The following is a 17,712-nucleotide window of genomic DNA, read 5'->3' on the forward strand; positions in this document are numbered from 1 at the left end:
CGCGGAAAACCGCCGGGCCGCACCCGCACCCCCACCCGGCGCGACGGGCCGCAGGCGGTGCTCAGCAGCAGCCCTCCGACGGCAGCGAGCGCTTGTTGCGCGCCTGCCGGCTGCGCTCGGCCAGCAGCTCGTCGGCCGGATAGCCGACCTCCTCCAGGGTCAGCCCGTGCGGCCGGACGACGTGCACCGCCGAGTCCCGCACCCGCGCCGCCAGCACCTGGCCGGGCCACTCGGGCGGGCGGTGGCCGTCGCCGACGAACAGCAGCGCGCCGATGAGCGAGCGCACCATGTTGTGGCAGAAGGCGTCGGCGCGGACCGTGGCGGTGATGATCCCGTCCTCGCCCCGGACCAGGCTCAGCTGCTGCAGGGTGCGGATGGTGGTCGCGCCCTCGCGCTTCTTGCAGTAGGCGGCGAAGTCGTGCTCGCCGAGCAGATGCCGGGCGGCCTCGTTCATGGCGTCCACGTCCAGCGGCCGGTCGTGCCAGAGCACATGGCCGCGCAGCAGCGGGTCGACGCCGCCGGGGTTGTCGGTCACCCGGTACGCGTACCGGCGCCAGATCGCCGAGAAACGGGCGTCGAAGCCGCTGGGGGCCGGGCGCAGCGCCCACACCCGCACGTCCTTCGGCAGCCGCCCGGCGAGCCGCTTGAGCAGCTTCTCGTGGTGCTCGCGCCACACCTCCTCCGGCAGGTCCACGTGCGCCACCTGGCCGCGCGCGTGCACGCCGGCGTCGGTACGCCCGGCCACCGTCAGCTCGAAGGTCTGCCGGGACCGCGTGACCGTCCGCAGCGCGTCCTCGATCTCCTGCTGCACGGTGCGCCGGCCGCCGGGCTGCTTGGCCCACCCGTGGAAGTCGGTGCCGTCGTAGGACAGGTCGAGGCGGATACGGACGTGCCCGGGCTGTACTTCGTCACTCACGGGGACATCCTCTCAACCGACGCGAAAGCGGGTCCGCCCCCTCGGGGGCGGACCCGCTCAGCGCGAGGGGGTGCCTCAGGCGTCCTTGGACTCCTCGGCGCTCTCCTCGGCCTTGGCCTCGGTGGACTCCTCGGCCTTCGCCTCGGCGGCCTTGGCCTCCTCGGCCTCCTTGACCGCACGCTTGGTGGCGGCCTCGGCCTCGCCCACGGCCTTCTGCTGCACCGTCAGCGCCTCGACCAGCTCGATGACCGCCATGGGCGCGTTGTCGCCACGGCGGTTGCCGATCTTGGTGATGCGGGTGTAGCCACCCGGACGGTTCTCGTAGCGCGGGCCGATCTCGGTGAAGAGCGTGTGGACGACGCTCTTGTCCGTGATGACCTGGAGCACCTGGCGGCGGTTGTGCAGGTCGCCCTTCTTCGCCTTGGTGATCAGGCGCTCGGCGTACGGGCGCAGGCGGCGGGCCTTCGCCTCGGTGGTGGTGATGCGGCCGTGCTCGAACAGCGACTTCGCGAGGTTCGCGAGGATCAGCTTCTCGTGCGCGGCGCTGCCGCCCAGACGGGCACCCTTGGTGGGCTTCGGCATGGTTCTTCTCCTGTGTGTCTGCCCCGGCCGTATCAGGTACCGGGGTCAGTATCTGAGCAGACGGTTGTCTGTCAGAGATCCGGGGCCCGCGGTGCGGGCCCCGGAAGTACGGAGACCTGTCCGTACTGCTCGGTCAGTACTGCTCGGTCTCCACGAAACCCGAGTCCGCGTCGTCGTCCGTGCCGAAGGCGTCGGCGGCGGCGGTCGGGTCGAATCCGGGCGGGCTGTCCTTCAGGGCCAGGCCCATGCCGGCCAGCTTCGCCTTGACCTCGTCGATGGACTTCGCACCGAAGTTGCGGATGTCCAGCAGGTCCGCCTCGGAGCGGGCGACCAGCTCACCGACGGAGTGGATGCCCTCACGCTTGAGGCAGTTGTAGGAGCGGACGGTCAGCTCCAGCTCCTCGATCGGCAGGGCCAGGTCGGCGGCCAGGGCGGCGTCCGTCGGGGACGGGCCCATGTCGATGCCCTCGGCGTCGACGTTCAGCTCGCGGGCGAGACCGAACAGCTCCACCAGGGTCTTGCCGGCCGACGCCATGGCGTCGCGCGGCCGCATGGCCGGCTTGGTCTCGACGTCGACGATCAGCTTGTCGAAGTCGGTGCGCTGCTCGACACGCGTGGCCTCGACCTTGTAGGTGACCTTGAGCACCGGCGAGTAGATGGAGTCGACCGGGATGCGGCCGATCTCCTGGCCCACCTGCTTGTTCTGCATGGCGGAGACGTAACCGCGACCGCGCTCGACGGTCAGCTCCATCTCCAGCTTGCCCTTGCTGTTCAGCGTGGCGAGGACCAGGTCGGGGTTGTGCACCTCGACACCGGCCGGCGGGGCGATGTCGGCGGCGGTGACCACACCCGGGCCCTGCTTGCGCAGGTACATCACGACCGGCTCGTCGTGCTCCGAGGAGACGACCAGCTGCTTGATGTTGAGGATGAGGTCGGTGACGTCCTCCTTGACGCCCGGCACGGTGGTGAACTCGTGCAGGACGCCGTCGATCCGGATGGACGTGACGGCGGCACCCGGGATCGAGGACAGCAGGGTACGGCGCAGAGAGTTGCCGAGGGTGTAGCCGAAGCCCGGCTCCAGCGGCTCGATCACGAACCGGGAGCGGAACTCGTCGACGACCTCTTCGGTCAACGAGGGACGCTGAGCGATCAGCATGAGTGGATCAGATCCTTCAGTCGGGGGCGCCCGCTATATGACGCCCGACTCAAGCCGCACCGCGGACAAAAGGTGCGGATACTGCAAGGGTACGGGCGATACGGCCACAGCGGCCGTACCGCCCGGATCCTTGTCGAGAGCCGTTGCCTCGCGGCCGCGGGTCAGACGCGGCGGCGCTTCGGCGGACGGCAGCCGTTGTGCGGGGTCGGGGTGACGTCCTGGATGGAGCCGACCTCGAGACCCGTGGCCTGCAGGGACCGGATCGCGGTCTCACGACCGGAGCCCGGGCCCTTGACGAAGACGTCGACCTTGCGCATGCCGTGCTCCTGGGCGCGGCGGGCGGCCGACTCGGCGGCCATCTGCGCGGCGAACGGCGTGGACTTCCGGGAGCCCTTGAAGCCGACGTGGCCGGCGGAGGCCCAGGAGATCACGTTGCCGCTCGGGTCGGTGATCGAAACGATGGTGTTGTTGAACGTGCTCTTGATGTGAGCGTGGCCGTGAGCGACGTTCTTCTTTTCCTTGCGGCGCACCTTCTTGGTCGCGCCCTGACGTCCCTTGGGGGGCATGTCTGAAACTCCTGTGGGAGGTGGTCGGTCCTGACAGCGAAGACCGCGGGCCGGTGTCCGCTGCGGACTACTTCTTGCCCGGCTTCTTCTTGCCGGCGATGGCGCGGCGCGGACCCTTGCGGGTACGAGCGTTCGTGCTGGTGCGCTGACCACGGACGGGCAGACCGCGGCGGTGACGCAGACCCTGGTAGCAGCCGATCTCGACCTTGCGGCGGATGTCGGCCTGGATCTCGCGACGGAGGTCACCCTCGGTCTTGATGTTGTTGTCGACGTACTCGCGGATCGCGACGAGCTGCTCTTCGGTCAGGTCGCGGACGCGGGTGTTCGGGTCGACGCCGGTGGCGGCCAGCGTCTGCTTCGAAAGGGTCCGGCCGATGCCGAACACGTAGGTGAGGGCGACCTCCACGCGCTTGTCGCGCGGGATGTCGACACCGGAAACGCGTGCCATTCAATGGCTCCTGGTGATCTTCGGAGGTCTTCCACAGGACCGGATCCCAGCCGCCGTACGAGGTACGAACTGGGTCCCCGGCCTCCGAACCGGGGGTGTCTCGCGATCGCCCGCGAGGGCCCTGCTTATGAACATTTCAGCTCGCGTCGCGCGAATCTCTGCGAAGACGGTGCAGAGGGTGCGGTCGGTCGTGCGTCAGCCCTGGCGCTGCTTGTGGCGCGGGTTGTCGCAGATGACCATGACCCGGCCGTGGCGGCGGATCACCCTGCACTTGTCGCAGATCTTCTTGACGCTCGGCTTGACCTTCATGGGATGTGAGGTTCTCCGGGTCAGTTGCCGGCGGCCCCGTGCACCGCCTGGCGGCACGCACACGGGACGTGGGCAAGATCTACTTGTACCGGTAGACGATCCGGCCACGCGTCAGGTCGTACGGAGACAGCTCCACCACGACCCGGTCGTCAGGGAGGATACGGATGTAGTGCATCCGCATCTTGCCGCTGATGTGTGCCAGGACCTGGTGGCCGTTCTGGAGCTCGACCTTGAACATGGCGTTCGGCAGAGACTCGACGACAGTGCCTTCGATCTCGATGGCACCTTGCTTCTTGGCCACGCTTCGCCCTTCGAATCGACTACCTTGATCGACTCCCCTGCACCGCGTCTGGGTGCATGCGGACATGCGGGTGCACAAGAGCCGACGCGTCAGTCTACGTCGACGCACCGCGAAAGGCGAATCGAGGAAGTCTGCCCTCCCGGGCGGAGCGCTATGCCAGCGGGTCGGGCGCGGCCGTGATGCCGTACTCGGCGAGCTTGGCCTTGCCGCCGTCCGGGGCGGTGAGGACCAGCGGGCCCTGCTCCGTCAGGGCGACGGAGTGCTCCCAGTGGGCGGACCAGGTGCCGTCGAGGGTCACGACCGTCCACTCGTCCTGCAGCACCCGGGTCTTCGGCGTGCCCAGGGAGACCATGGGCTCGATGGCCAGGCACAGGCCGGGGACCAGCTTGGGGCCCTTGCCGCGGCGCCGGTCGACGTAGTTCAGCAGGTGCGGGTCCATGTGCATCTCGGTGCCGATGCCGTGCCCGCCGTAGTCCTCGATGATCCCGTAGCGGCCGCCGCCCGGCTTGGGCTGGCGACGGATGTAGGACTCGATGGCCTTGGAGATGTCGACGAGCCGGTTGCCCTGCTTCATCGCCGCGATGCCCGCCCACATCGACTCCTCGGTCACCCGGGACAGCTCGATCAGCCCCGGGGCGTGGCCGGAGCCGACGAAGGCGGTGTAGGCCGCGTCGCCGTGCCAGCCGTCGACGATCGCGCCGCAGTCGATGGAGATGATGTCCCCGTCCTTGAGGACGACGTCCTCGGACGGGATGCCGTGGACGACGACCTCGTTCACGGAGGTGCAGATGGTGGCCGGGAAGCCGCCGTAGCCGAGGAAGTTCGGCTTGGCGTTGTGCTCGGCGAGCACCTTGCGGGCCACCTCGTCCAGGTCCTTGGTGGTCGCCCCGGGCACGGCCGCCTCCCGGGTGGCCGCGTGGATGGCGGCGACGACCAGCCCCGCCTGACGCATCTTGGCGATCTGCTCGGGGGTCTTGATCTGCACCATGGGGAATGCGGCCTTTCTGGACCGGGGCGTGTGCTCCGACGGGGGCTCGGGTCCCCGCGGGCGGGCGGACTCATTCAACGATACGGGGGCCGCGGGTGCCCCCACGCCGCAGCCGCGGCCCCCTCGGCCAGGGGACCGCGGCTGCGGGCGGCGCTCGAGGCTACTGCGCGGCGTCCTCGCGCTTCAGGGCGCCCAGCGCGCGCTGGGTGACCTCGCCCACCGGGCCCATCGAGGAGATCGTCACGACCAGCCCCTGGGCCTTGTAGTAGTCGATGATCGGCTCGGTCTGCGAGTGGTAGACCTCCAGCCGCTTGCGGACGGTGTCCTCGCTGTCGTCGTCCCGCTGGTACAGCTCCCCACCGCACACGTCGCACACGCCCTCGGTGCTCGGAGCGTTGTAGCTGACGTGGAAGACGTGGCTGGAGTCGTTGCGGCAGATGCGCCGGCCGGCGATCCGCTTGACCACCTCGTCCTCGGGTGCCTCCAGGTCCAGCACCGCGTCGAGCCGGATGTTCTCCTCCTGCAGCAGCCGGTCCAGCGCCTCGGCCTGGGCGACGGTGCGCGGGAAGCCGTCGAGCAGGAAGCCGTTCTCGGCGTCCGGCTGCTCCATGCGGTCCTTGGCCATGCCGATGGTGACCTCGTCGGGCACCAGGTTTCCGGCGTCCATGTAGGACTTCGCCAGCTTGCCCAGTTCGGTCTGCCGGCTGATGTTCGCACGGAACAGGTCGCCGGTGGAGATGTGCGGGATACGCAGCTTCTCGGCGAGCCGCACGGCCTGCGTTCCCTTACCGGCGCCCGGCGGGCCGACGAGGACGATTCGCATCAGCGGAGGAACCCTTCGTAATTGCGCTGCTGGAGCTGGCTCTCGATCTGCTTCACCGTCTCGAGGCCCACACCCACGATGATCAGGATGCTGGTGCCGCCGAAGGGGAAGTTCTGGCTCGCGCCGAAACCGACCAACGCCATTGTCGGTACGAGGGCGATCAGACCCAGATACAGCGAACCCGGCCAGGTGATCCGGTTGAGCACATAGGACAGGTACTCAGCGGTCGGTCGGCCAGCCCGGATGCCCGGGATGAAGCCACCATACTTCTTCATGTTGTCGGCGACTTCCTCGGGGTTGAAGGAGATCGCCACGTAGAAGAACGCGAAGAAGACGATGAGCAAGAAGTACAAAGTGATGTAAATCGGGTGATCGCCCTTGGTCAGGTTCTGCTGGATCCAGGTCTTCCACCCGGAATCGCCCCCGGAGAACTGCGCGATCAGCGCCGGGATGTAGAGCAGGGACGAGGCGAAGATGACAGGGATCACACCTGCCTGGTTCACCTTGAGCGGGATGTAGGTGGACGTACCGCCGTAGGACCGACGGCCGATCATCCGCTTGGCGTACTGGACCGGGATCCGGCGCTGCGCCTGCTCCACGAAGACGACCAGGCCGACCATGACCAGGCCGATCAGGATGACGGTGCCGAACTCGATCCAGCCGTCCGCCAGGGTGCCCTGCTTCTTGATGGCCCACAGCGCGGACGGGAACGTCGCCGCGATCGAGATGAACATCAGGATCGACATGCCGTTGCCGATGCCGCGGTCGGTGATCAGCTCGCCGAGCCACATCACCAGCGCGGTGCCGGCGGTCATGCAGATCACCATGACGATGGTGTTGAAGATCGCCCGGTCCGGGACGATGCTCTGCGCGACGGTGCACCCGGAGAACAGGGCACCGCTGCGGGCGGTCGCCACCAGGCCGGTGCCCTGGAGGATGGCCAGCGCGATCGTCAGGTACCGGGTGTACTGGGTGATCTTGGCGGTGCCGGTCTGCCCCTCCTTCTTCAGGGCCTCCAGGCGCGGGATCACCACGGTGAGCAGCTGGAGAATGATGCTCGCCGTGATGTAGGGCATGATGCCCAGCGCGAAGACCGTGATCTGGAGCAGCGCGCCGCCGCTGAACATGTTGACGAGACCGAACAGGCCCTGGTTGCCGGAGGCCTCGGTCACGCACTGCTGGACGGCCTTGTAGTTGACGCCCGGGATCGGGATGTGGGTGCCGATGCGGTACACCACGATGATGCCGAGCGTGAAGAGCAGCTTCTTGCGCAGGTCGGGCGTCCTGAACGCCCGGGCGAAGCCGGTGAGCACGGTGCCTCCTGCGACCCCCGCGCAAGTGCGTCAAGGGTGACGGTCTTGAGGTTCGACTATAAGGACAGCGCAGGCCACCTTACCGGCGACAGCGCCTCCCGTGGAACGACCGACCGGGGATACCTCATACGAGAGGTATCCCCGGTCGGGATGCCTACGTCATCGAGACGCGGTCCACAGGACTCAGACGAGCTCGGTGACGGAACCGCCGGCGGCGGTGATCTTCTCCTTGGCGGAGGCGGAGACGGCGTCCACCTTCACCTGCAGCGCCACGGAGACCTCGCCCTGGCCCAGGACCTTGACGAGGCTGTTCTTGCGCACAGCGCCCTTGGCCACCAGGTCCTCGACCGTGACCTCGCCGCCCTCGGGGTACAGCGCGGCCAGCTTGTCCAGGTTGACGACCTGGTACTCCGTCTTGAACGGGTTCTTGAAGCCCTTCAGCTTCGGGAGGCGCATGTGCAGCGGCATCTGGCCGCCCTCGAAGCGCTCCGGAACCTGGTAACGGGCCTTCGTACCCTTCGTACCACGACCGGCCGTCTTACCCTTCGACGCCTCACCACGACCCACACGGGTCTTGGCGGTCTTGGCGCCCGGGGCGGGACGGAGGTTGTGGATCTTGAGCGGGTTCTGCTCCGCCATGATCAGTCGACCTCCTCGACCGTCACGAGGTGGCGGATGGACTGCACCATGCCGCGGAACTCCGGACGGTCCTCCTTGACGACCACGTCGCCGAGCTTCTTCAGCCCGAGCGTCCGCAGGGTGTCACGGTGGTTCTGCTTGCTGCCGATGTAGGACTTGACCTGCGTGATCTTCAGCTGAGCCATGATTACGCACCCACCCCGGCACGAGCGCGCAGCAGGGCCGCGGGGGCGACGTCCTCCAGCGGCAGACCGCGGCGGGCCGCGATCTCCTCGGGACGCTGCAGGCCCTTGAGGGCCTCCACGGTCGCGTGCACGATGTTGATGGCGTTGTCGGAGCCGAGCGACTTCGACAGCACGTCGTGGATACCGGCGCACTCGAGCACGGCACGCACCGGACCACCGGCGATCACACCGGTACCCGGGGAAGCCGGCTTGAGCAGCACGACACCGGCAGCCTTCTCACCCTGGATCGGGTGCGGGATGGTGCCCTGGATCCGGGGGACCTTGAAGAAGTGCTTCTTGGCCTCCTCGACGCCCTTGGCGATGGCGGCCGGCACCTCCTTGGCCTTGCCGTATCCGACACCCACGGTGCCGTCACCGTCGCCCACCACGACCAGCGCGGTGAAGCTGAAGCGACGACCACCCTTCACAACCTTGGCGACGCGGTTGATCGCGACGACGCGCTCGACGTACGCGGTCTTCTCGGCGGCAGCAGCGCCGCCGTCACGGCCCTTCCGGTCCCGCCGCTCGCCGCCACCGGCACCGCTGCCGCGGCGCTGGGGTCCAGCCATTGGAATTACCTCTCTCTGTTTCCGCTAGCTAACGGAACCGGCTCAGAACTTGAGCCCGGCCTCGCGGGCGGCGTCCGCCAGGGCGGCGATGCGCCCGGCGTACTGGTTGCCACCACGGTCGAACACGACGGCCTCGACACCCGCGGCCTTGGCACGCTCGGCGACCAGGGCGCCGACCTTCTTGGCCTGCGCGGACTTGTCGCCCTCGCCCCCGCGGATCGAGTTGTCCATGGTGGACGCCGACGCCAGGGTGTGCCCCTTGAGGTCGTCGATCACCTGGGCCACGATGTGCCGGTTGGAGCGGGTCACGACCAGACGGGGACGCTCCGCCGTACCGAAGACCTTCTTGCGGATCCGGATGTGACGGCGCTTGATCGCGGCGCGCTTGTAGGCGTCGCCCTTGAGGATCTTCTGCCCGTATGCCATGGCTTACTTACCCGCCTTTCCGACCTTGCGGCGGATGACTTCGCCCTCGTACCTGACGCCCTTGGCCTTGTACGGGTCGGGCTTGCGCAGCTTGCGGATGTTGGCCGCCACCTCGCCGACCTTCTGCTTGTCGATGCCCTCGACCGAGAAACGGGTCGGGGACTCGACCTTGAAGGTGATGCCCTCGGGCGCCTGCACGGTGATCGGGTGGCTGTAGCCGAGCGCGAACTCCAGGTCCGAGCCCTTGGCCGTCACGCGGTAACCGACACCGCTGATCTCGAGCTTCTTCACGTAACCCTGGGTCACGCCGGTGATCATGTTCGCCACCAGCGTGCGGGACAGGCCGTGCAGAGCCTTGTTCTGACGCTCGTCGTTGGGGCGGGTCACCCGCAGGGTGCCGTCCTCGCCCTTGACGACCTCGATCGGCGCCGCGACGGTGTGGGTCAGCTCGCCCTTGGGGCCCTTGACCTTGACCGTACGGCCGTCGATGGTGACGTCCACGCCGGCGGGAACCGCGATGGGGAGCTTGCCGATGCGCGACATAGCTGTTTCCTCCGTTCCCTTCCGTTACCAGACGTAGGCGAGGACTTCCCCACCCACGCCCTTCTTGCCGGCCTGCTTGTCGGTGAGGAGACCGTGCGACGTGGAGATGATCGCCACGCCCAGGCCGCCGAGCACCTTCGGCAGGTTGGTGGACTTCGCGTACACCCGGAGACCGGGCTTGGAGATCCGCTTGATGCCCGCGATGGAGCGCTCGCGGTTCGGGCCGTACTTCAGCTCGAGAACGAGGTTCTTGCCGACCTCGGCGTCCTCGGTCCTCCAGCCGGTGATGAAGCCCTCCTGCTGGAGGATCTCCGCGATGTGCGACTTGATCTTCGAGTGCGGCATGGTCACGGTGTCGTGGTATGCCGAGTTCGCGTTCCGCAGACGCGTGAGCATGTCTGCGATCGGATCAGTCATGGTCATGAATTGGCCTTGGGCCTCTCTCGCCGGGGTTTCCTGGTGCGCCATCCCTCTCCCCGATCCGAGACGGGACGGGTGCGGCGCGGTGGACCTACGGCGTAGTAAGTCGTACGGGCGGCGGCAGGCGCCCAACCCCCCAAGCCTAAGCCATGGGAGCTGGGCGTCTGACCGCCCTGTCTGCTTACCGAGAGCCCGGTGAATCCCTGCCCGGGATTACCAGGAGCTCTTGGTCACGCCCGGCAGCTCGCCGCGGTGGGCCATCTCACGAAGGCACACACGGCACAGGCCGAACTTGCGGTACACGGAGTGGGGACGGCCGCAGCGCTGGCAGCGGGTGTACGCGCGCACACCGAACTTCGGCTTGCGAGCGGCCTTCGCGATGAGAGCCTTCTTCGCCATCTCGCTCACGCCTCCTTGAACGGGAAGCCGAGGTGACGGAGAAGGGCACGGCCCTCTTCGTCGTTGGTCGCCGTGGTCACCACGGTGATGTCCATACCCCGGACGCGGTCGATCTTGTCCTGGTCGATCTCGTGGAACATGACCTGCTCCGTGAGACCGAACGTGTAGTTGCCACGGCCGTCGAACTGCTTGGGGGACAGACCGCGGAAGTCGCGGATGCGCGGCAGCGCCAGCGACAGGGTGCGGTCCAGGAACTCCCACATGCGGTCGCCACGGAGCGTGACGTGGGCACCGATCGGCTGGCCCTCACGCAGCTTGAACTGCGCGATGGACTTGCGGGCCCGGGTGACGGCCGGCTTCTGGCCGGTGATCGTGGCGAGGTCGCGCACGGCGCCCTCGATCAGCTTGGAGTCGCGGGCGGCGTCGCCCACACCCATGTTGACCACGATCTTGACCAGGTTCGGAACCTGCATGACGTTGTCGTACTTGAACTCGTCACGCAGCTTCTGGACGATCTCGCCCTTGTACTTCTGCTTCAGACGCGGAGTCACGGTGGTGGTCGTCATCAGATGTCCTCACCCGTCCGCTTGGCAACGCGGATCTTGTTGCCGTTCTCGTCGAAGCGGTAACCGACGCGCGTGACGACCTTCTTGCCGTCCTTCTCCACGACCAGCATGACGTTGCTGACGTGGATCGGGGCCTCGGTGGTCACGATGCCGCCGGCCTGCGAGCCGCGGGCGGTCGGCCCGGCCTTGGTGTGCTTCTTGACCCGGTTGACACCCTCGACCAGGACGCGCTCCTCGCGCGGGTAAGCGGCAATGACCTTGCCCTGCTTGCCCTTGTCCTTGCCGGTGATGACCTGGACCAGGTCGCCCTTCTTGATCTTCATGCTCACAGCACCTCCGGCGCGAGGGAGATGATCTTCATGAACTTCTTCTCGCGCAGCTCACGGCCGACCGGGCCGAAGATACGGGTGCCACGAGGGTCGCCGTCGTTCTTGAGAATGACAGCGGCGTTCTCGTCGAAGCGGATGTACGAGCCGTCCGGACGGCGGCGCTCCTTGACGGTGCGAACGATGACCGCCTTGACGACGTCACCCTTCTTCACGTTGCCACCGGGGATCGCGTCCTTGACGGTGGCGACGATGACGTCACCGATACCCGCGTAGCGGCGACCGGAGCCGCCGAGCACACGGATGCAAAGGATCTCCTTCGCCCCCGTGTTGTCGGCGACGCGCAGTCGCGACTCCTGCTGGATCACGTCTATCTCCTGATCGTCTGCCGGTTCCCCGGGGGCCGCTCATCCCGAGCGGACCCCCGGAGCCTGGCGGAACTGACCTGCGGGTTTGCCCGCAGGAATTACTTGGCCTTCTCGAGGATCTCGACGACGCGCCAGCGCTTGGTCGCGGACAGCGGCCGGGTCTCCATCAGGAGAACGCGGTCGCCGACACCGCAGCTGTTCTGCTCGTCGTGCGCCTTGAGCTTGTTCGTACGGCGGATGACCTTGCCGTACAGCGCGTGCTTGACGCGGTCCTCGACGGCGACGACGACGGTCTTGTCCATCTTGTCGCTGACGACGTAACCCTCACGGGTCTTGCGGAAACCGCGCTCGGTCTTCTGCTCAGTCACGTTGTTCTCGCTCATCAGGCGTTCTCCACCGTCTCGATGCCGAGCTCACGCTCACGCATGAGGGTGTAGATCCGGGCGATGTCCTTGCGGACCGCCTTGAGACGGCCGTGGTTCTCGAGCTGGCCCGTCGCCGCCTGGAAGCGGAGGTTGAACAGCTCTTCCTTGGCCTCGCGGAGCTTGGCGAGAAGCTCCTCGTTGCCCAGCTCGCGCAGCTCGGACGCCTTGGTACCGGCCGACATCACGCTTCACCTGCCTCGCGCTTGACGATCCGGCACTTCATCGGCAGCTTGTGGGCCGCGCGGGTCAGCGCCTCACGGGCGATCTTCTCGTTGGGGTACGACAGCTCGAACATGACGCGTCCGGGCTTGACGTTGGCGACCCACCACTCCGGAGAACCCTTACCGGAACCCATGCGGGTCTCGGCCGGCTTCTTCGTGAGCGGACGGTCCGGGTAGATGTTGATCCAGACCTTGCCGCCACGCTTGATGTGACGGGTCATGGCGATACGGGCCGCCTCGATCTGGCGGTTGGTGACGTACGCCGGGGTCAGCGCCTGGATGCCGTACTCGCCGAACGCAACCTGCGTGCCACCCTTGGACAGACCGGTGCGCTTCGGGTGGTGCTGCTTGCGGTGCTTGACCCTACGGGGGATCAGCATGTCGGTCAGGCCTCCGTTCCGGTGCTCTCAGCCGGAGCGGCAGCGGTCTGGGCCTCGGCCTTGGGGGCCTCGGCGGCCTGAGCCTGCTGCTGCTGCGGCTTGCGACCGCGCCGGTCACCGCGACCGCGCGACGGGCGGTCGGAGCCACCGCGGGACGGGCGGTTGCCCGCACGAGCGGCGGCGTTCTCGGCGCGGACCTCGGCGATGTTCTTCACGTCGCCCTTGTAGATCCAGACCTTCACACCGATGCGGCCGAAGGTCGTCTTGGCCTCGAAGAAGCCGTAGTCCACGTTCGCGCGGAGCGTGTGCAGGGGCACGCGGCCCTCGCGGTAGAACTCCGAGCGGGACATCTCGGCGCCGCCGAGGCGGCCACCGCACTGGATCTTGATGCCCTTGGCGCCGGCCTTCATCGCCGACTGCATGCTCTTGCGCATGGCACGGCGGAAGGAGACGCGGGAGGAGAGCTGCTCGGCGACGGCCTGGGCGACCAGCTGAGCGTCGGTCTCGGGGTTCTTCACCTCGAGGATGTTCAGCTGCACCTGCTTGCCGGTGAGCTTCTCGAGGTCGCCGCGGATGCGGTCGGCCTCGGCGCCACGGCGGCCGATGACGATGCCCGGACGCGCGGTGTGGATGTCCACGCGGACGCGGTCACGGGTGCGCTCGATCTCGACCTTGGAGATGCCGGCGCGCTCCATACCGGACGTCATCATCCGACGGATGGCGACGTCTTCCTTGACGTAGTCCTTGTACAGCTTGTCGGCGTACCAGCGGCTCTTGAAGTCGGTGGTGACACCGAGCCGGAACCCGTGCGGGTTTACCTTCTGGCCCATTACCGGGTTCCTTCCTTGCTGCTGACGACCACGGTGATGTGGCTGGTCCGCTTCCGGATCCGGTACGCGCGGCCCTGAGCGCGCGGACGGAACCGCTTCAGGGTCGGCCCCTCGTCGACGTACGCCTCGGAGACGTACAGGCTGTCGACGTCCGTGTGGTCGTAGTTGTGCGCGGCGTTGGCGATGGCGCTGTCGAGCACCTTGCCGACCGGCACGGAGGCTGCCTGCGGAGCGAATCGCAGGACGGCCTGGGCCTCCGTGGCGCTCATGCCACGGATGAGGTCCACCACGCGGCGGGCCTTCATGGGCGTGACGCGGATGTACCGCGCCTGGGCCCTGGCTTCCATGGTTGTCCCTTCAGTTACTTGCGTCTCTGTTGCGATCCGCTTAGCGGCGCTTCGACTTCCGGTCTTCCTTGACGTGGCCCCGGAAGGTGCGGGTCGGCGAGAACTCGCCGAGCTTGTGGCCGACCATCGACTCGGTGATGAACACCGGGATGTGGGTCTTGCCGTTGTGCACCGCGATCGTGTGGCCGAGCATGGCCGGGACGATCATCGAGCGGCGGGACCAGGTCTTGATGACGTTCTTGGTGCCGGCTTCGTTCTGAGCGTCCACCTTCTTCATCAGGTGGTCGTCGACGAAGGGCCCCTTCTTCAAGCTACGAGGCATCTCAACCCGTCCTTAGCGCTTCTTGTTCGTCTTGCGGCGGCGGACGATGTACTTGTTGCTCGCCTTCTTGGGAGAACGAGTACGGCCTTCCTTCTTGCCCCACGGGGACACCGGGTGGCGGCCACCGGAGGTACGGCCCTCACCACCACCGTGCGGGTGGTCGACCGGGTTCATGACCACACCACGCACGGTCGGGCGGACGCCCAGCCAGCGCTTGCGGCCGGCCTTGCCCCAGTTGATGTTGCTCTGCTCGGCGTTGCCGACCTCGCCGACGGTGGCGCGGCAGCGCACGTCGACCAGACGGATCTCACCGGACGGCATGCGCAGGTGGGCCATCGTGCCCTCCTTCGCGAGCAGCTGCACCGAGGCACCGGCGGAGCGGGCGAACTTGGCGCCGCCGCCCGGCCGCAGCTCGATGGCGTGCAGCGTGGTACCGACCGGGATGTGGCGCAGGGCGAGGTTGTTGCCCGGCTTGATGTCGGCCCCGGGACCGTTCTCGACGCGGTCGCCCTGGTTCAGGCCACGCGGCGCGAGGATGTAGCGCTTCTCGCCGTCCGCGTAGTGCAGCAGCGCGATGCGCGCGGTGCGGTTGGGGTCGTACTCGATGTGCGCGACCTTCGCCGGCACGCCGTCCTTGTCGTGACGACGGAAGTCGATCACGCGGTAGGCGCGCTTGTGGCCACCGCCCTGGTGGCGGACGGTCACACGACCGGAATTGTTACGGCCGCCCTTGCTGTGCAGGGGACGGACCAGCGACTTCTCCGGCGTGGACCGCGTGATTTCGACGAAGTCGGCGACGCTGGCGCCTCGACGGCCAGGAGTCGTCGGCTTGTACTTGCGGATACCCATTTCTCAGTCCTCGTCCGATATCGGACGGTCAGGCCGCCGTCAGGCGGTCGGACCGCCGAAGATGTCGATACGGTCGCCCTCGGCGAGGGTCACGATCGCGCGCTTCGTCGCCGCGCGCTGGCCGAAGCCGGTGCGGGTCCGCTTGCGCTTGCCCTGACGGTTGATCGTGTTGACCCCGGTGACCTTGACCTCGAAGACCGCCTGGACGGCCTCCTTGATCTGGGTCTTGTTGGCACGCGGGTCGACGATGAACGTGTACTTGTTCTCGTCGAGAAGCGCGTAGCTCTTCTCCGAGACGACCGGCTTGATCAGGACGTCACGGGGGTCCGTGTAGGCCTTGCTCAGCGGGGTCTCGACAGTCTTCTTGCCCTCGGTGGCGTGACGGCGCGCCTTCGCGAGACGCGCGGCCTTGGCGGCCTTGGCAGCCTTGGAGGCGATGGAGGGGTGACGCGCAGCCATCAGGCCTCGCTCCCTTCGGTGTCGTTGGCCTTGTTCGGGCCGGCGACGAAGGACTCGAAAGCGGCCTTGGTGAAGACCACGTCGTCCGAGACGAGAACGTCGTACGTGTTCAGCTGGCCCGGCTCCAGGATGTGGACCTGGGGCAGGTTGCGGGCGGACAGCCACGCGGCCTCGTCGGAGCGCTCGGCGACGAGCAGCAGGTTCTTGCGCTCGCTGATCTTGCCGAACAGCGCCTTGGCGGCCTTGGTGGACGGGGTCTCGCCCTCGATCACGCCGGTGACGACGTGGATCCGGTTGTGGCGGGCCCGGTCGGTGAGGGCGTGGCGCAGGGCCGCGGCCTTCATCTTCTTCGGGGTCCGCTGCGAGTAGTCGCGCGGCACGGGGCCGTGCACGACGCCACCGCCGGCGAACTGCGGCGCGCGGGTCGAACCCTGGCGGGCACGACCGGTGCCCTTCTGGCGGTACGGCTTCTTGCCACCACCGCGGACCTCGCCGCGGGTCTTGGTCTTGTGCGTGCCCTGACGGGCCGCGGCCAGCTGCGCGACGACGACCTGGTGGATCAGCGGGACGCTGATCTTCTCAACGCCGAAGATCTCCGCGGGGAGCTCGACGGAACCGGCCTTCTCGCCCGCCGGCGAAAGGATGTCAACAGTGCTCATCGGTTACCTCAGGCCCCCTTGGCCGCGGTGCGGACCAGGACGAGGCCGCCGTTCGGACCGGGAACCGCGCCCTTGATGAGCAGCAGGCCCTTCTCCGCGTCAACGGCGTGGACGGTCAGGTTCTGGGTGGTGACCCGCTCGTTGCCCATGCGACCCGCCATGCGGAGGCCCTTGAACACACGGCCCGGGGTGGCGCAGCCGCCGATGGAGCCGGGCGAGCGGTGCTTGCGCTGGGTACCGTGCCCGGCGCCGAGGCCACCGAAGTTGTGGCGCTTCATGACACCGGCGAAGCCCTTGCCCTTGCTCTTGCCGGTCACGTCGACCTTGGTGCCGGCCTCGAACACCGCAGCGGTGATCTCCTGGCCGAGCGTGTACTCGGAGGCGTCCGACGTGCGGATCTCGACGAGGTGACGACGCGGGGTGACGTCGGCCTTCGCGAAGTGGCCCTTGAGGGGCTTGTTCACCTTGCGCGGGTCGATCTCGCCGAAAGCGAGCTGGACGGACTCGTAGCCGTCGCGGTCGTTCGTACGGATCTGGGTGACGACGTTGGGCCCGGCCTTGACGACGGTGACCGGGACGACACGGTTGTTCTCGTCCCAGACCTGCGTCATACCGAGCTTCTCGCCCAGGATGCCCTTGATCTGCTTAGCCATCTCTTCAGATCACCGGCCTCAGAGCTTGATCTCGATGTCGACACCGGCCGGGAGGTCGAGTCGCATCAGAGAGTCAACGGTCTTGGGGGTCGGGTCGAGGATGTCGATCAGGCGCTTGTGCGTACGCATCTCGAAGTGCTCGCGCGAGTCCTTGTACTTGTGCGGCGACTTGATGACGCAGTACACGTTCTTCTCAGTGGGCAGCGGCACCGGGCCCGCGACCGACGCACCGGTCCGGGTCACCGTCTCGACGATCTTCTTCGCCGAGGAGTCGATGACCTCGTGGTCGTAGGCCTTGAGCCGGATGCGGATCTTCTGTCCCGCCATGGCTACTTCGTAGTCCTGTCTCTTCTCACGCTCTGGAACCCGGCGGTTTCCGTTGCCCTCTCCTCCGACCCACGCGGTCGGGCGTGTCGCGCCTCCGCTGACACAGATGTCCCTTGCTCGAACATCCCTGCGGGATTGCGACGGCCCCTACCGGAACCGCGGACCGGGAGCAAAAGGCCCACCGGGTGCCTGGCCGGTGCCGCGCCCACGCTTCCCGGAAGATTCCCGTACTTCCAACCCACGCAAGGTTGACGAGTACCGTGGGACTCGCTTCCGGTCCTCCCGGCGGGAGGCGCGCAGCATCAACACTCGACCGAGCAACTCGGACAGTCTGCCATAGGGGACCGGGCACTGGCCA

General features: G+C 67.5%; 31 protein-coding genes. All 31 read right to left on the reverse strand.

The window, feature by feature from the left end; all coding sequences use genetic code 11:
* Window positions 1-61 precede the first annotated feature (61 nt).
* The 31 genes from truA to rpsJ all read right to left on the reverse strand — a co-directional run bounded on the left by truA (window position 62) and on the right by rpsJ (window position 17,354).
* A complete protein-coding gene (gene truA / locus OG899_RS10210; protein ID WP_125496496.1) occupies window positions 62-916 on the reverse strand; it encodes a tRNA pseudouridine(38-40) synthase TruA in 855 nt (284 codons plus the stop codon).
* 75 nt (window positions 917-991) lie between these two features.
* Entirely contained in the window at window positions 992-1,498 is a 507-nt protein-coding gene (rplQ, locus tag OG899_RS10215; protein ID WP_125496497.1) for a 50S ribosomal protein L17, read from the reverse strand.
* Between the two features lie 133 nt (window positions 1,499-1,631).
* The gene (locus tag OG899_RS10220; protein WP_125496498.1) at window positions 1,632-2,654 is read right to left on the reverse strand and encodes a DNA-directed RNA polymerase subunit alpha; all 1,023 of its coding nucleotides are present in this window, start codon (window positions 2,652-2,654) and stop codon (window positions 1,632-1,634) included.
* Between the two features lie 161 nt (window positions 2,655-2,815).
* On the reverse strand, window positions 2,816-3,220 hold the full coding sequence (rpsK, locus tag OG899_RS10225; protein ID WP_125496499.1) for a 30S ribosomal protein S11: 405 nt from the start codon (window positions 3,218-3,220) through the stop codon (window positions 2,816-2,818).
* 67 nt (window positions 3,221-3,287) lie between these two features.
* Window positions 3,288-3,668: a 30S ribosomal protein S13 gene (rpsM, locus tag OG899_RS10230; protein WP_067397078.1), complete on the reverse strand. Its 381-nt coding sequence runs from the start codon at window positions 3,666-3,668 to the stop codon at window positions 3,288-3,290.
* Between the two features lie 195 nt (window positions 3,669-3,863).
* Window positions 3,864-3,977, reverse strand: coding sequence for a 50S ribosomal protein L36 (rpmJ, locus tag OG899_RS10235; protein ID WP_003974245.1), 114 nt, complete (start codon window positions 3,975-3,977; stop codon window positions 3,864-3,866).
* Window positions 3,978-4,056: 79 nt separating this feature from the next.
* The gene (gene infA / locus OG899_RS10240; RefSeq protein WP_003948620.1) at window positions 4,057-4,278 is read right to left on the reverse strand and encodes a translation initiation factor IF-1; all 222 of its coding nucleotides are present in this window, start codon (window positions 4,276-4,278) and stop codon (window positions 4,057-4,059) included.
* A 151-nt stretch (window positions 4,279-4,429) separates the two neighbouring features.
* Window positions 4,430-5,266: a type I methionyl aminopeptidase gene (map, locus tag OG899_RS10245; protein WP_168131386.1), complete on the reverse strand. Its 837-nt coding sequence runs from the start codon at window positions 5,264-5,266 to the stop codon at window positions 4,430-4,432.
* Window positions 5,267-5,426: 160 nt separating this feature from the next.
* Window positions 5,427-6,089 (reverse strand): adenylate kinase, encoded by a 663-nt coding sequence (locus tag OG899_RS10250; protein ID WP_125496501.1) that lies wholly within the window; start codon window positions 6,087-6,089, stop codon window positions 5,427-5,429.
* On the reverse strand, window positions 6,089-7,402 hold the full coding sequence (secY, locus tag OG899_RS10255) for a preprotein translocase subunit SecY (RefSeq protein WP_125496502.1): 1,314 nt from the start codon (window positions 7,400-7,402) through the stop codon (window positions 6,089-6,091). Before secY ends, OG899_RS10250 begins: the two co-directional genes overlap by 1 nt.
* A gap of 183 nt (window positions 7,403-7,585) precedes the next feature.
* Complete coding sequence (rplO, locus tag OG899_RS10260) at window positions 7,586-8,041, reverse strand: 50S ribosomal protein L15 (RefSeq protein ID WP_125496503.1); 456 nt, start codon at window positions 8,039-8,041, stop codon at window positions 7,586-7,588.
* Window positions 8,042-8,043: 2 nt separating this feature from the next.
* A complete protein-coding gene (gene rpmD, locus OG899_RS10265) occupies window positions 8,044-8,226 on the reverse strand; it encodes a 50S ribosomal protein L30 (protein ID WP_125496504.1) in 183 nt (60 codons plus the stop codon).
* A 2-nt stretch (window positions 8,227-8,228) separates the two neighbouring features.
* Window positions 8,229-8,834 (reverse strand): 30S ribosomal protein S5, encoded by a 606-nt coding sequence (gene rpsE, locus OG899_RS10270; RefSeq protein ID WP_014674381.1) that lies wholly within the window; start codon window positions 8,832-8,834, stop codon window positions 8,229-8,231.
* 42 nt (window positions 8,835-8,876) lie between these two features.
* Window positions 8,877-9,260, reverse strand: coding sequence for a 50S ribosomal protein L18 (gene rplR / locus OG899_RS10275; RefSeq protein WP_125496505.1), 384 nt, complete (start codon window positions 9,258-9,260; stop codon window positions 8,877-8,879).
* Window positions 9,261-9,263: 3 nt separating this feature from the next.
* Window positions 9,264-9,803 carry a 50S ribosomal protein L6 gene (rplF, locus tag OG899_RS10280; protein ID WP_125496506.1) on the reverse strand — a complete coding sequence of 180 codons (540 nt, stop codon included), beginning with the start codon at window positions 9,801-9,803 and terminating at the stop codon, window positions 9,264-9,266.
* A gap of 24 nt (window positions 9,804-9,827) precedes the next feature.
* Window positions 9,828-10,226 carry a 30S ribosomal protein S8 gene (gene rpsH / locus OG899_RS10285; protein WP_028420766.1) on the reverse strand — a complete coding sequence of 133 codons (399 nt, stop codon included), beginning with the start codon at window positions 10,224-10,226 and terminating at the stop codon, window positions 9,828-9,830.
* A gap of 210 nt (window positions 10,227-10,436) precedes the next feature.
* Window positions 10,437-10,622: a type Z 30S ribosomal protein S14 gene (locus OG899_RS10290; protein ID WP_003956452.1), complete on the reverse strand. Its 186-nt coding sequence runs from the start codon at window positions 10,620-10,622 to the stop codon at window positions 10,437-10,439.
* A 5-nt stretch (window positions 10,623-10,627) separates the two neighbouring features.
* Complete coding sequence (gene rplE / locus OG899_RS10295; protein WP_125496508.1) at window positions 10,628-11,188, reverse strand: 50S ribosomal protein L5; 561 nt, start codon at window positions 11,186-11,188, stop codon at window positions 10,628-10,630.
* Window positions 11,188-11,511, reverse strand: a complete 324-nt coding sequence (gene rplX, locus OG899_RS10300; protein WP_125496509.1) for a 50S ribosomal protein L24 — start codon at window positions 11,509-11,511, stop codon at window positions 11,188-11,190. The genes rplE and rplX overlap by 1 nt, the downstream gene beginning before the upstream one ends.
* A 2-nt stretch (window positions 11,512-11,513) precedes the next feature.
* On the reverse strand, window positions 11,514-11,882 hold the full coding sequence (gene rplN / locus OG899_RS10305) for a 50S ribosomal protein L14 (protein WP_003998823.1): 369 nt from the start codon (window positions 11,880-11,882) through the stop codon (window positions 11,514-11,516).
* Between the two features lie 98 nt (window positions 11,883-11,980).
* Window positions 11,981-12,265: a 30S ribosomal protein S17 gene (rpsQ, locus tag OG899_RS10310; protein WP_125496510.1), complete on the reverse strand. Its 285-nt coding sequence runs from the start codon at window positions 12,263-12,265 to the stop codon at window positions 11,981-11,983.
* Window positions 12,265-12,489, reverse strand: coding sequence for a 50S ribosomal protein L29 (rpmC, locus tag OG899_RS10315; protein ID WP_007494763.1), 225 nt, complete (start codon window positions 12,487-12,489; stop codon window positions 12,265-12,267). Before rpmC ends, rpsQ begins: the two co-directional genes overlap by 1 nt.
* A complete protein-coding gene (rplP, locus tag OG899_RS10320; protein ID WP_125496511.1) occupies window positions 12,489-12,908 on the reverse strand; it encodes a 50S ribosomal protein L16 in 420 nt (139 codons plus the stop codon). Before rplP ends, rpmC begins: the two co-directional genes overlap by 1 nt.
* Before the next feature lie 5 nt (window positions 12,909-12,913).
* Window positions 12,914-13,738: a 30S ribosomal protein S3 gene (rpsC, locus tag OG899_RS10325; protein WP_125496512.1), complete on the reverse strand. Its 825-nt coding sequence runs from the start codon at window positions 13,736-13,738 to the stop codon at window positions 12,914-12,916.
* Window positions 13,738-14,085, reverse strand: coding sequence for a 50S ribosomal protein L22 (gene rplV / locus OG899_RS10330; RefSeq protein WP_125496513.1), 348 nt, complete (start codon window positions 14,083-14,085; stop codon window positions 13,738-13,740). Before rplV ends, rpsC begins: the two co-directional genes overlap by 1 nt.
* A 40-nt stretch (window positions 14,086-14,125) precedes the next feature.
* The gene (gene rpsS, locus OG899_RS10335) at window positions 14,126-14,407 is read right to left on the reverse strand and encodes a 30S ribosomal protein S19 (RefSeq protein WP_125496514.1); all 282 of its coding nucleotides are present in this window, start codon (window positions 14,405-14,407) and stop codon (window positions 14,126-14,128) included.
* Between the two features lie 12 nt (window positions 14,408-14,419).
* Window positions 14,420-15,256 (reverse strand): 50S ribosomal protein L2, encoded by an 837-nt coding sequence (gene rplB, locus OG899_RS10340; RefSeq protein WP_125496515.1) that lies wholly within the window; start codon window positions 15,254-15,256, stop codon window positions 14,420-14,422.
* Between the two features lie 39 nt (window positions 15,257-15,295).
* Window positions 15,296-15,715 carry a 50S ribosomal protein L23 gene (gene rplW, locus OG899_RS10345; RefSeq protein ID WP_125496516.1) on the reverse strand — a complete coding sequence of 140 codons (420 nt, stop codon included), beginning with the start codon at window positions 15,713-15,715 and terminating at the stop codon, window positions 15,296-15,298.
* Window positions 15,715-16,374: a 50S ribosomal protein L4 gene (gene rplD / locus OG899_RS10350; protein WP_125496517.1), complete on the reverse strand. Its 660-nt coding sequence runs from the start codon at window positions 16,372-16,374 to the stop codon at window positions 15,715-15,717. The genes rplW and rplD overlap by 1 nt, the downstream gene beginning before the upstream one ends.
* Before the next feature lie 8 nt (window positions 16,375-16,382).
* Window positions 16,383-17,027, reverse strand: coding sequence for a 50S ribosomal protein L3 (rplC, locus tag OG899_RS10355; protein ID WP_125496518.1), 645 nt, complete (start codon window positions 17,025-17,027; stop codon window positions 16,383-16,385).
* An 18-nt stretch (window positions 17,028-17,045) separates the two neighbouring features.
* On the reverse strand, window positions 17,046-17,354 hold the full coding sequence (gene rpsJ, locus OG899_RS10360; RefSeq protein WP_003948644.1) for a 30S ribosomal protein S10: 309 nt from the start codon (window positions 17,352-17,354) through the stop codon (window positions 17,046-17,048).
* Between the last annotated feature and the right edge of the window lie 358 nt (window positions 17,355-17,712).

Source organism: Streptomyces thermoviolaceus, assembly GCF_045209695.1.
In the GTDB taxonomy this organism is placed as follows: Bacteria; Actinomycetota; Actinomycetes; order Streptomycetales; family Streptomycetaceae; genus Streptomyces; species Streptomyces thermoviolaceus.

Excerpts from the sequence above, each read along its gene's own strand:
- rplQ (WP_125496497.1), bottom strand. The coding sequence starts at position 1,498 with ATGCCGAAGCCCACCAAGGGTGCCCGTCTGGGCGGCAGCGCCGCGCAC.
- OG899_RS10220 (WP_125496498.1), bottom strand. The coding sequence starts at position 2,654 with ATGCTGATCGCTCAGCGTCCCTCGTTGACCGAAGAGGTCGTCGACGAG.
- rpsK (WP_125496499.1), bottom strand. The coding sequence starts at position 3,220 with ATGCCCCCCAAGGGACGTCAGGGCGCGACCAAGAAGGTGCGCCGCAAG.
- rpsM (WP_067397078.1), bottom strand. The coding sequence starts at position 3,668 with ATGGCACGCGTTTCCGGTGTCGACATCCCGCGCGACAAGCGCGTGGAG.
- rpmJ (WP_003974245.1), bottom strand. The coding sequence starts at position 3,977 with ATGAAGGTCAAGCCGAGCGTCAAGAAGATCTGCGACAAGTGCAGGGTG.
- map (WP_168131386.1), bottom strand. The coding sequence starts at position 5,266 with ATGGTGCAGATCAAGACCCCCGAGCAGATCGCCAAGATGCGTCAGGCG.
- OG899_RS10250 (WP_125496501.1), bottom strand. The coding sequence starts at position 6,089 with ATGCGAATCGTCCTCGTCGGCCCGCCGGGCGCCGGTAAGGGAACGCAG.
- rplO (WP_125496503.1), bottom strand. The coding sequence starts at position 8,041 with ATGGCGGAGCAGAACCCGCTCAAGATCCACAACCTCCGTCCCGCCCCG.
- rpmD (WP_125496504.1), bottom strand. The coding sequence starts at position 8,226 with ATGGCTCAGCTGAAGATCACGCAGGTCAAGTCCTACATCGGCAGCAAG.
- rpsE (WP_014674381.1), bottom strand. The coding sequence starts at position 8,834 with ATGGCTGGACCCCAGCGCCGCGGCAGCGGTGCCGGTGGCGGCGAGCGG.
- rplR (WP_125496505.1), bottom strand. The coding sequence starts at position 9,260 with ATGGCATACGGGCAGAAGATCCTCAAGGGCGACGCCTACAAGCGCGCC.
- rplF (WP_125496506.1), bottom strand. The coding sequence starts at position 9,803 with ATGTCGCGCATCGGCAAGCTCCCCATCGCGGTTCCCGCCGGCGTGGAC.
- rpsH (WP_028420766.1), bottom strand. The coding sequence starts at position 10,226 with ATGACCATGACTGATCCGATCGCAGACATGCTCACGCGTCTGCGGAAC.
- OG899_RS10290 (WP_003956452.1), bottom strand. The coding sequence starts at position 10,622 with ATGGCGAAGAAGGCTCTCATCGCGAAGGCCGCTCGCAAGCCGAAGTTC.
- rplE (WP_125496508.1), bottom strand. The coding sequence starts at position 11,188 with ATGACGACCACCACCGTGACTCCGCGTCTGAAGCAGAAGTACAAGGGC.
- rplX (WP_125496509.1), bottom strand. The coding sequence starts at position 11,511 with ATGAAGATCAAGAAGGGCGACCTGGTCCAGGTCATCACCGGCAAGGAC.
- rpsQ (WP_125496510.1), bottom strand. The coding sequence starts at position 12,265 with ATGAGCGAGAACAACGTGACTGAGCAGAAGACCGAGCGCGGTTTCCGC.
- rpmC (WP_007494763.1), bottom strand. The coding sequence starts at position 12,489 with ATGTCGGCCGGTACCAAGGCGTCCGAGCTGCGCGAGCTGGGCAACGAG.
- rplP (WP_125496511.1), bottom strand. The coding sequence starts at position 12,908 with ATGCTGATCCCCCGTAGGGTCAAGCACCGCAAGCAGCACCACCCGAAG.
- rpsC (WP_125496512.1), bottom strand. The coding sequence starts at position 13,738 with ATGGGCCAGAAGGTAAACCCGCACGGGTTCCGGCTCGGTGTCACCACC.
- rplV (WP_125496513.1), bottom strand. The coding sequence starts at position 14,085 with ATGGAAGCCAGGGCCCAGGCGCGGTACATCCGCGTCACGCCCATGAAG.
- rpsS (WP_125496514.1), bottom strand. The coding sequence starts at position 14,407 with ATGCCTCGTAGCTTGAAGAAGGGGCCCTTCGTCGACGACCACCTGATG.
- rplB (WP_125496515.1), bottom strand. The coding sequence starts at position 15,256 with ATGGGTATCCGCAAGTACAAGCCGACGACTCCTGGCCGTCGAGGCGCC.
- rplW (WP_125496516.1), bottom strand. The coding sequence starts at position 15,715 with ATGGCTGCGCGTCACCCCTCCATCGCCTCCAAGGCTGCCAAGGCCGCC.
- rplD (WP_125496517.1), bottom strand. The coding sequence starts at position 16,374 with ATGAGCACTGTTGACATCCTTTCGCCGGCGGGCGAGAAGGCCGGTTCC.
- rplC (WP_125496518.1), bottom strand. The coding sequence starts at position 17,027 with ATGGCTAAGCAGATCAAGGGCATCCTGGGCGAGAAGCTCGGTATGACG.
- rpsJ (WP_003948644.1), bottom strand. The coding sequence starts at position 17,354 with ATGGCGGGACAGAAGATCCGCATCCGGCTCAAGGCCTACGACCACGAG.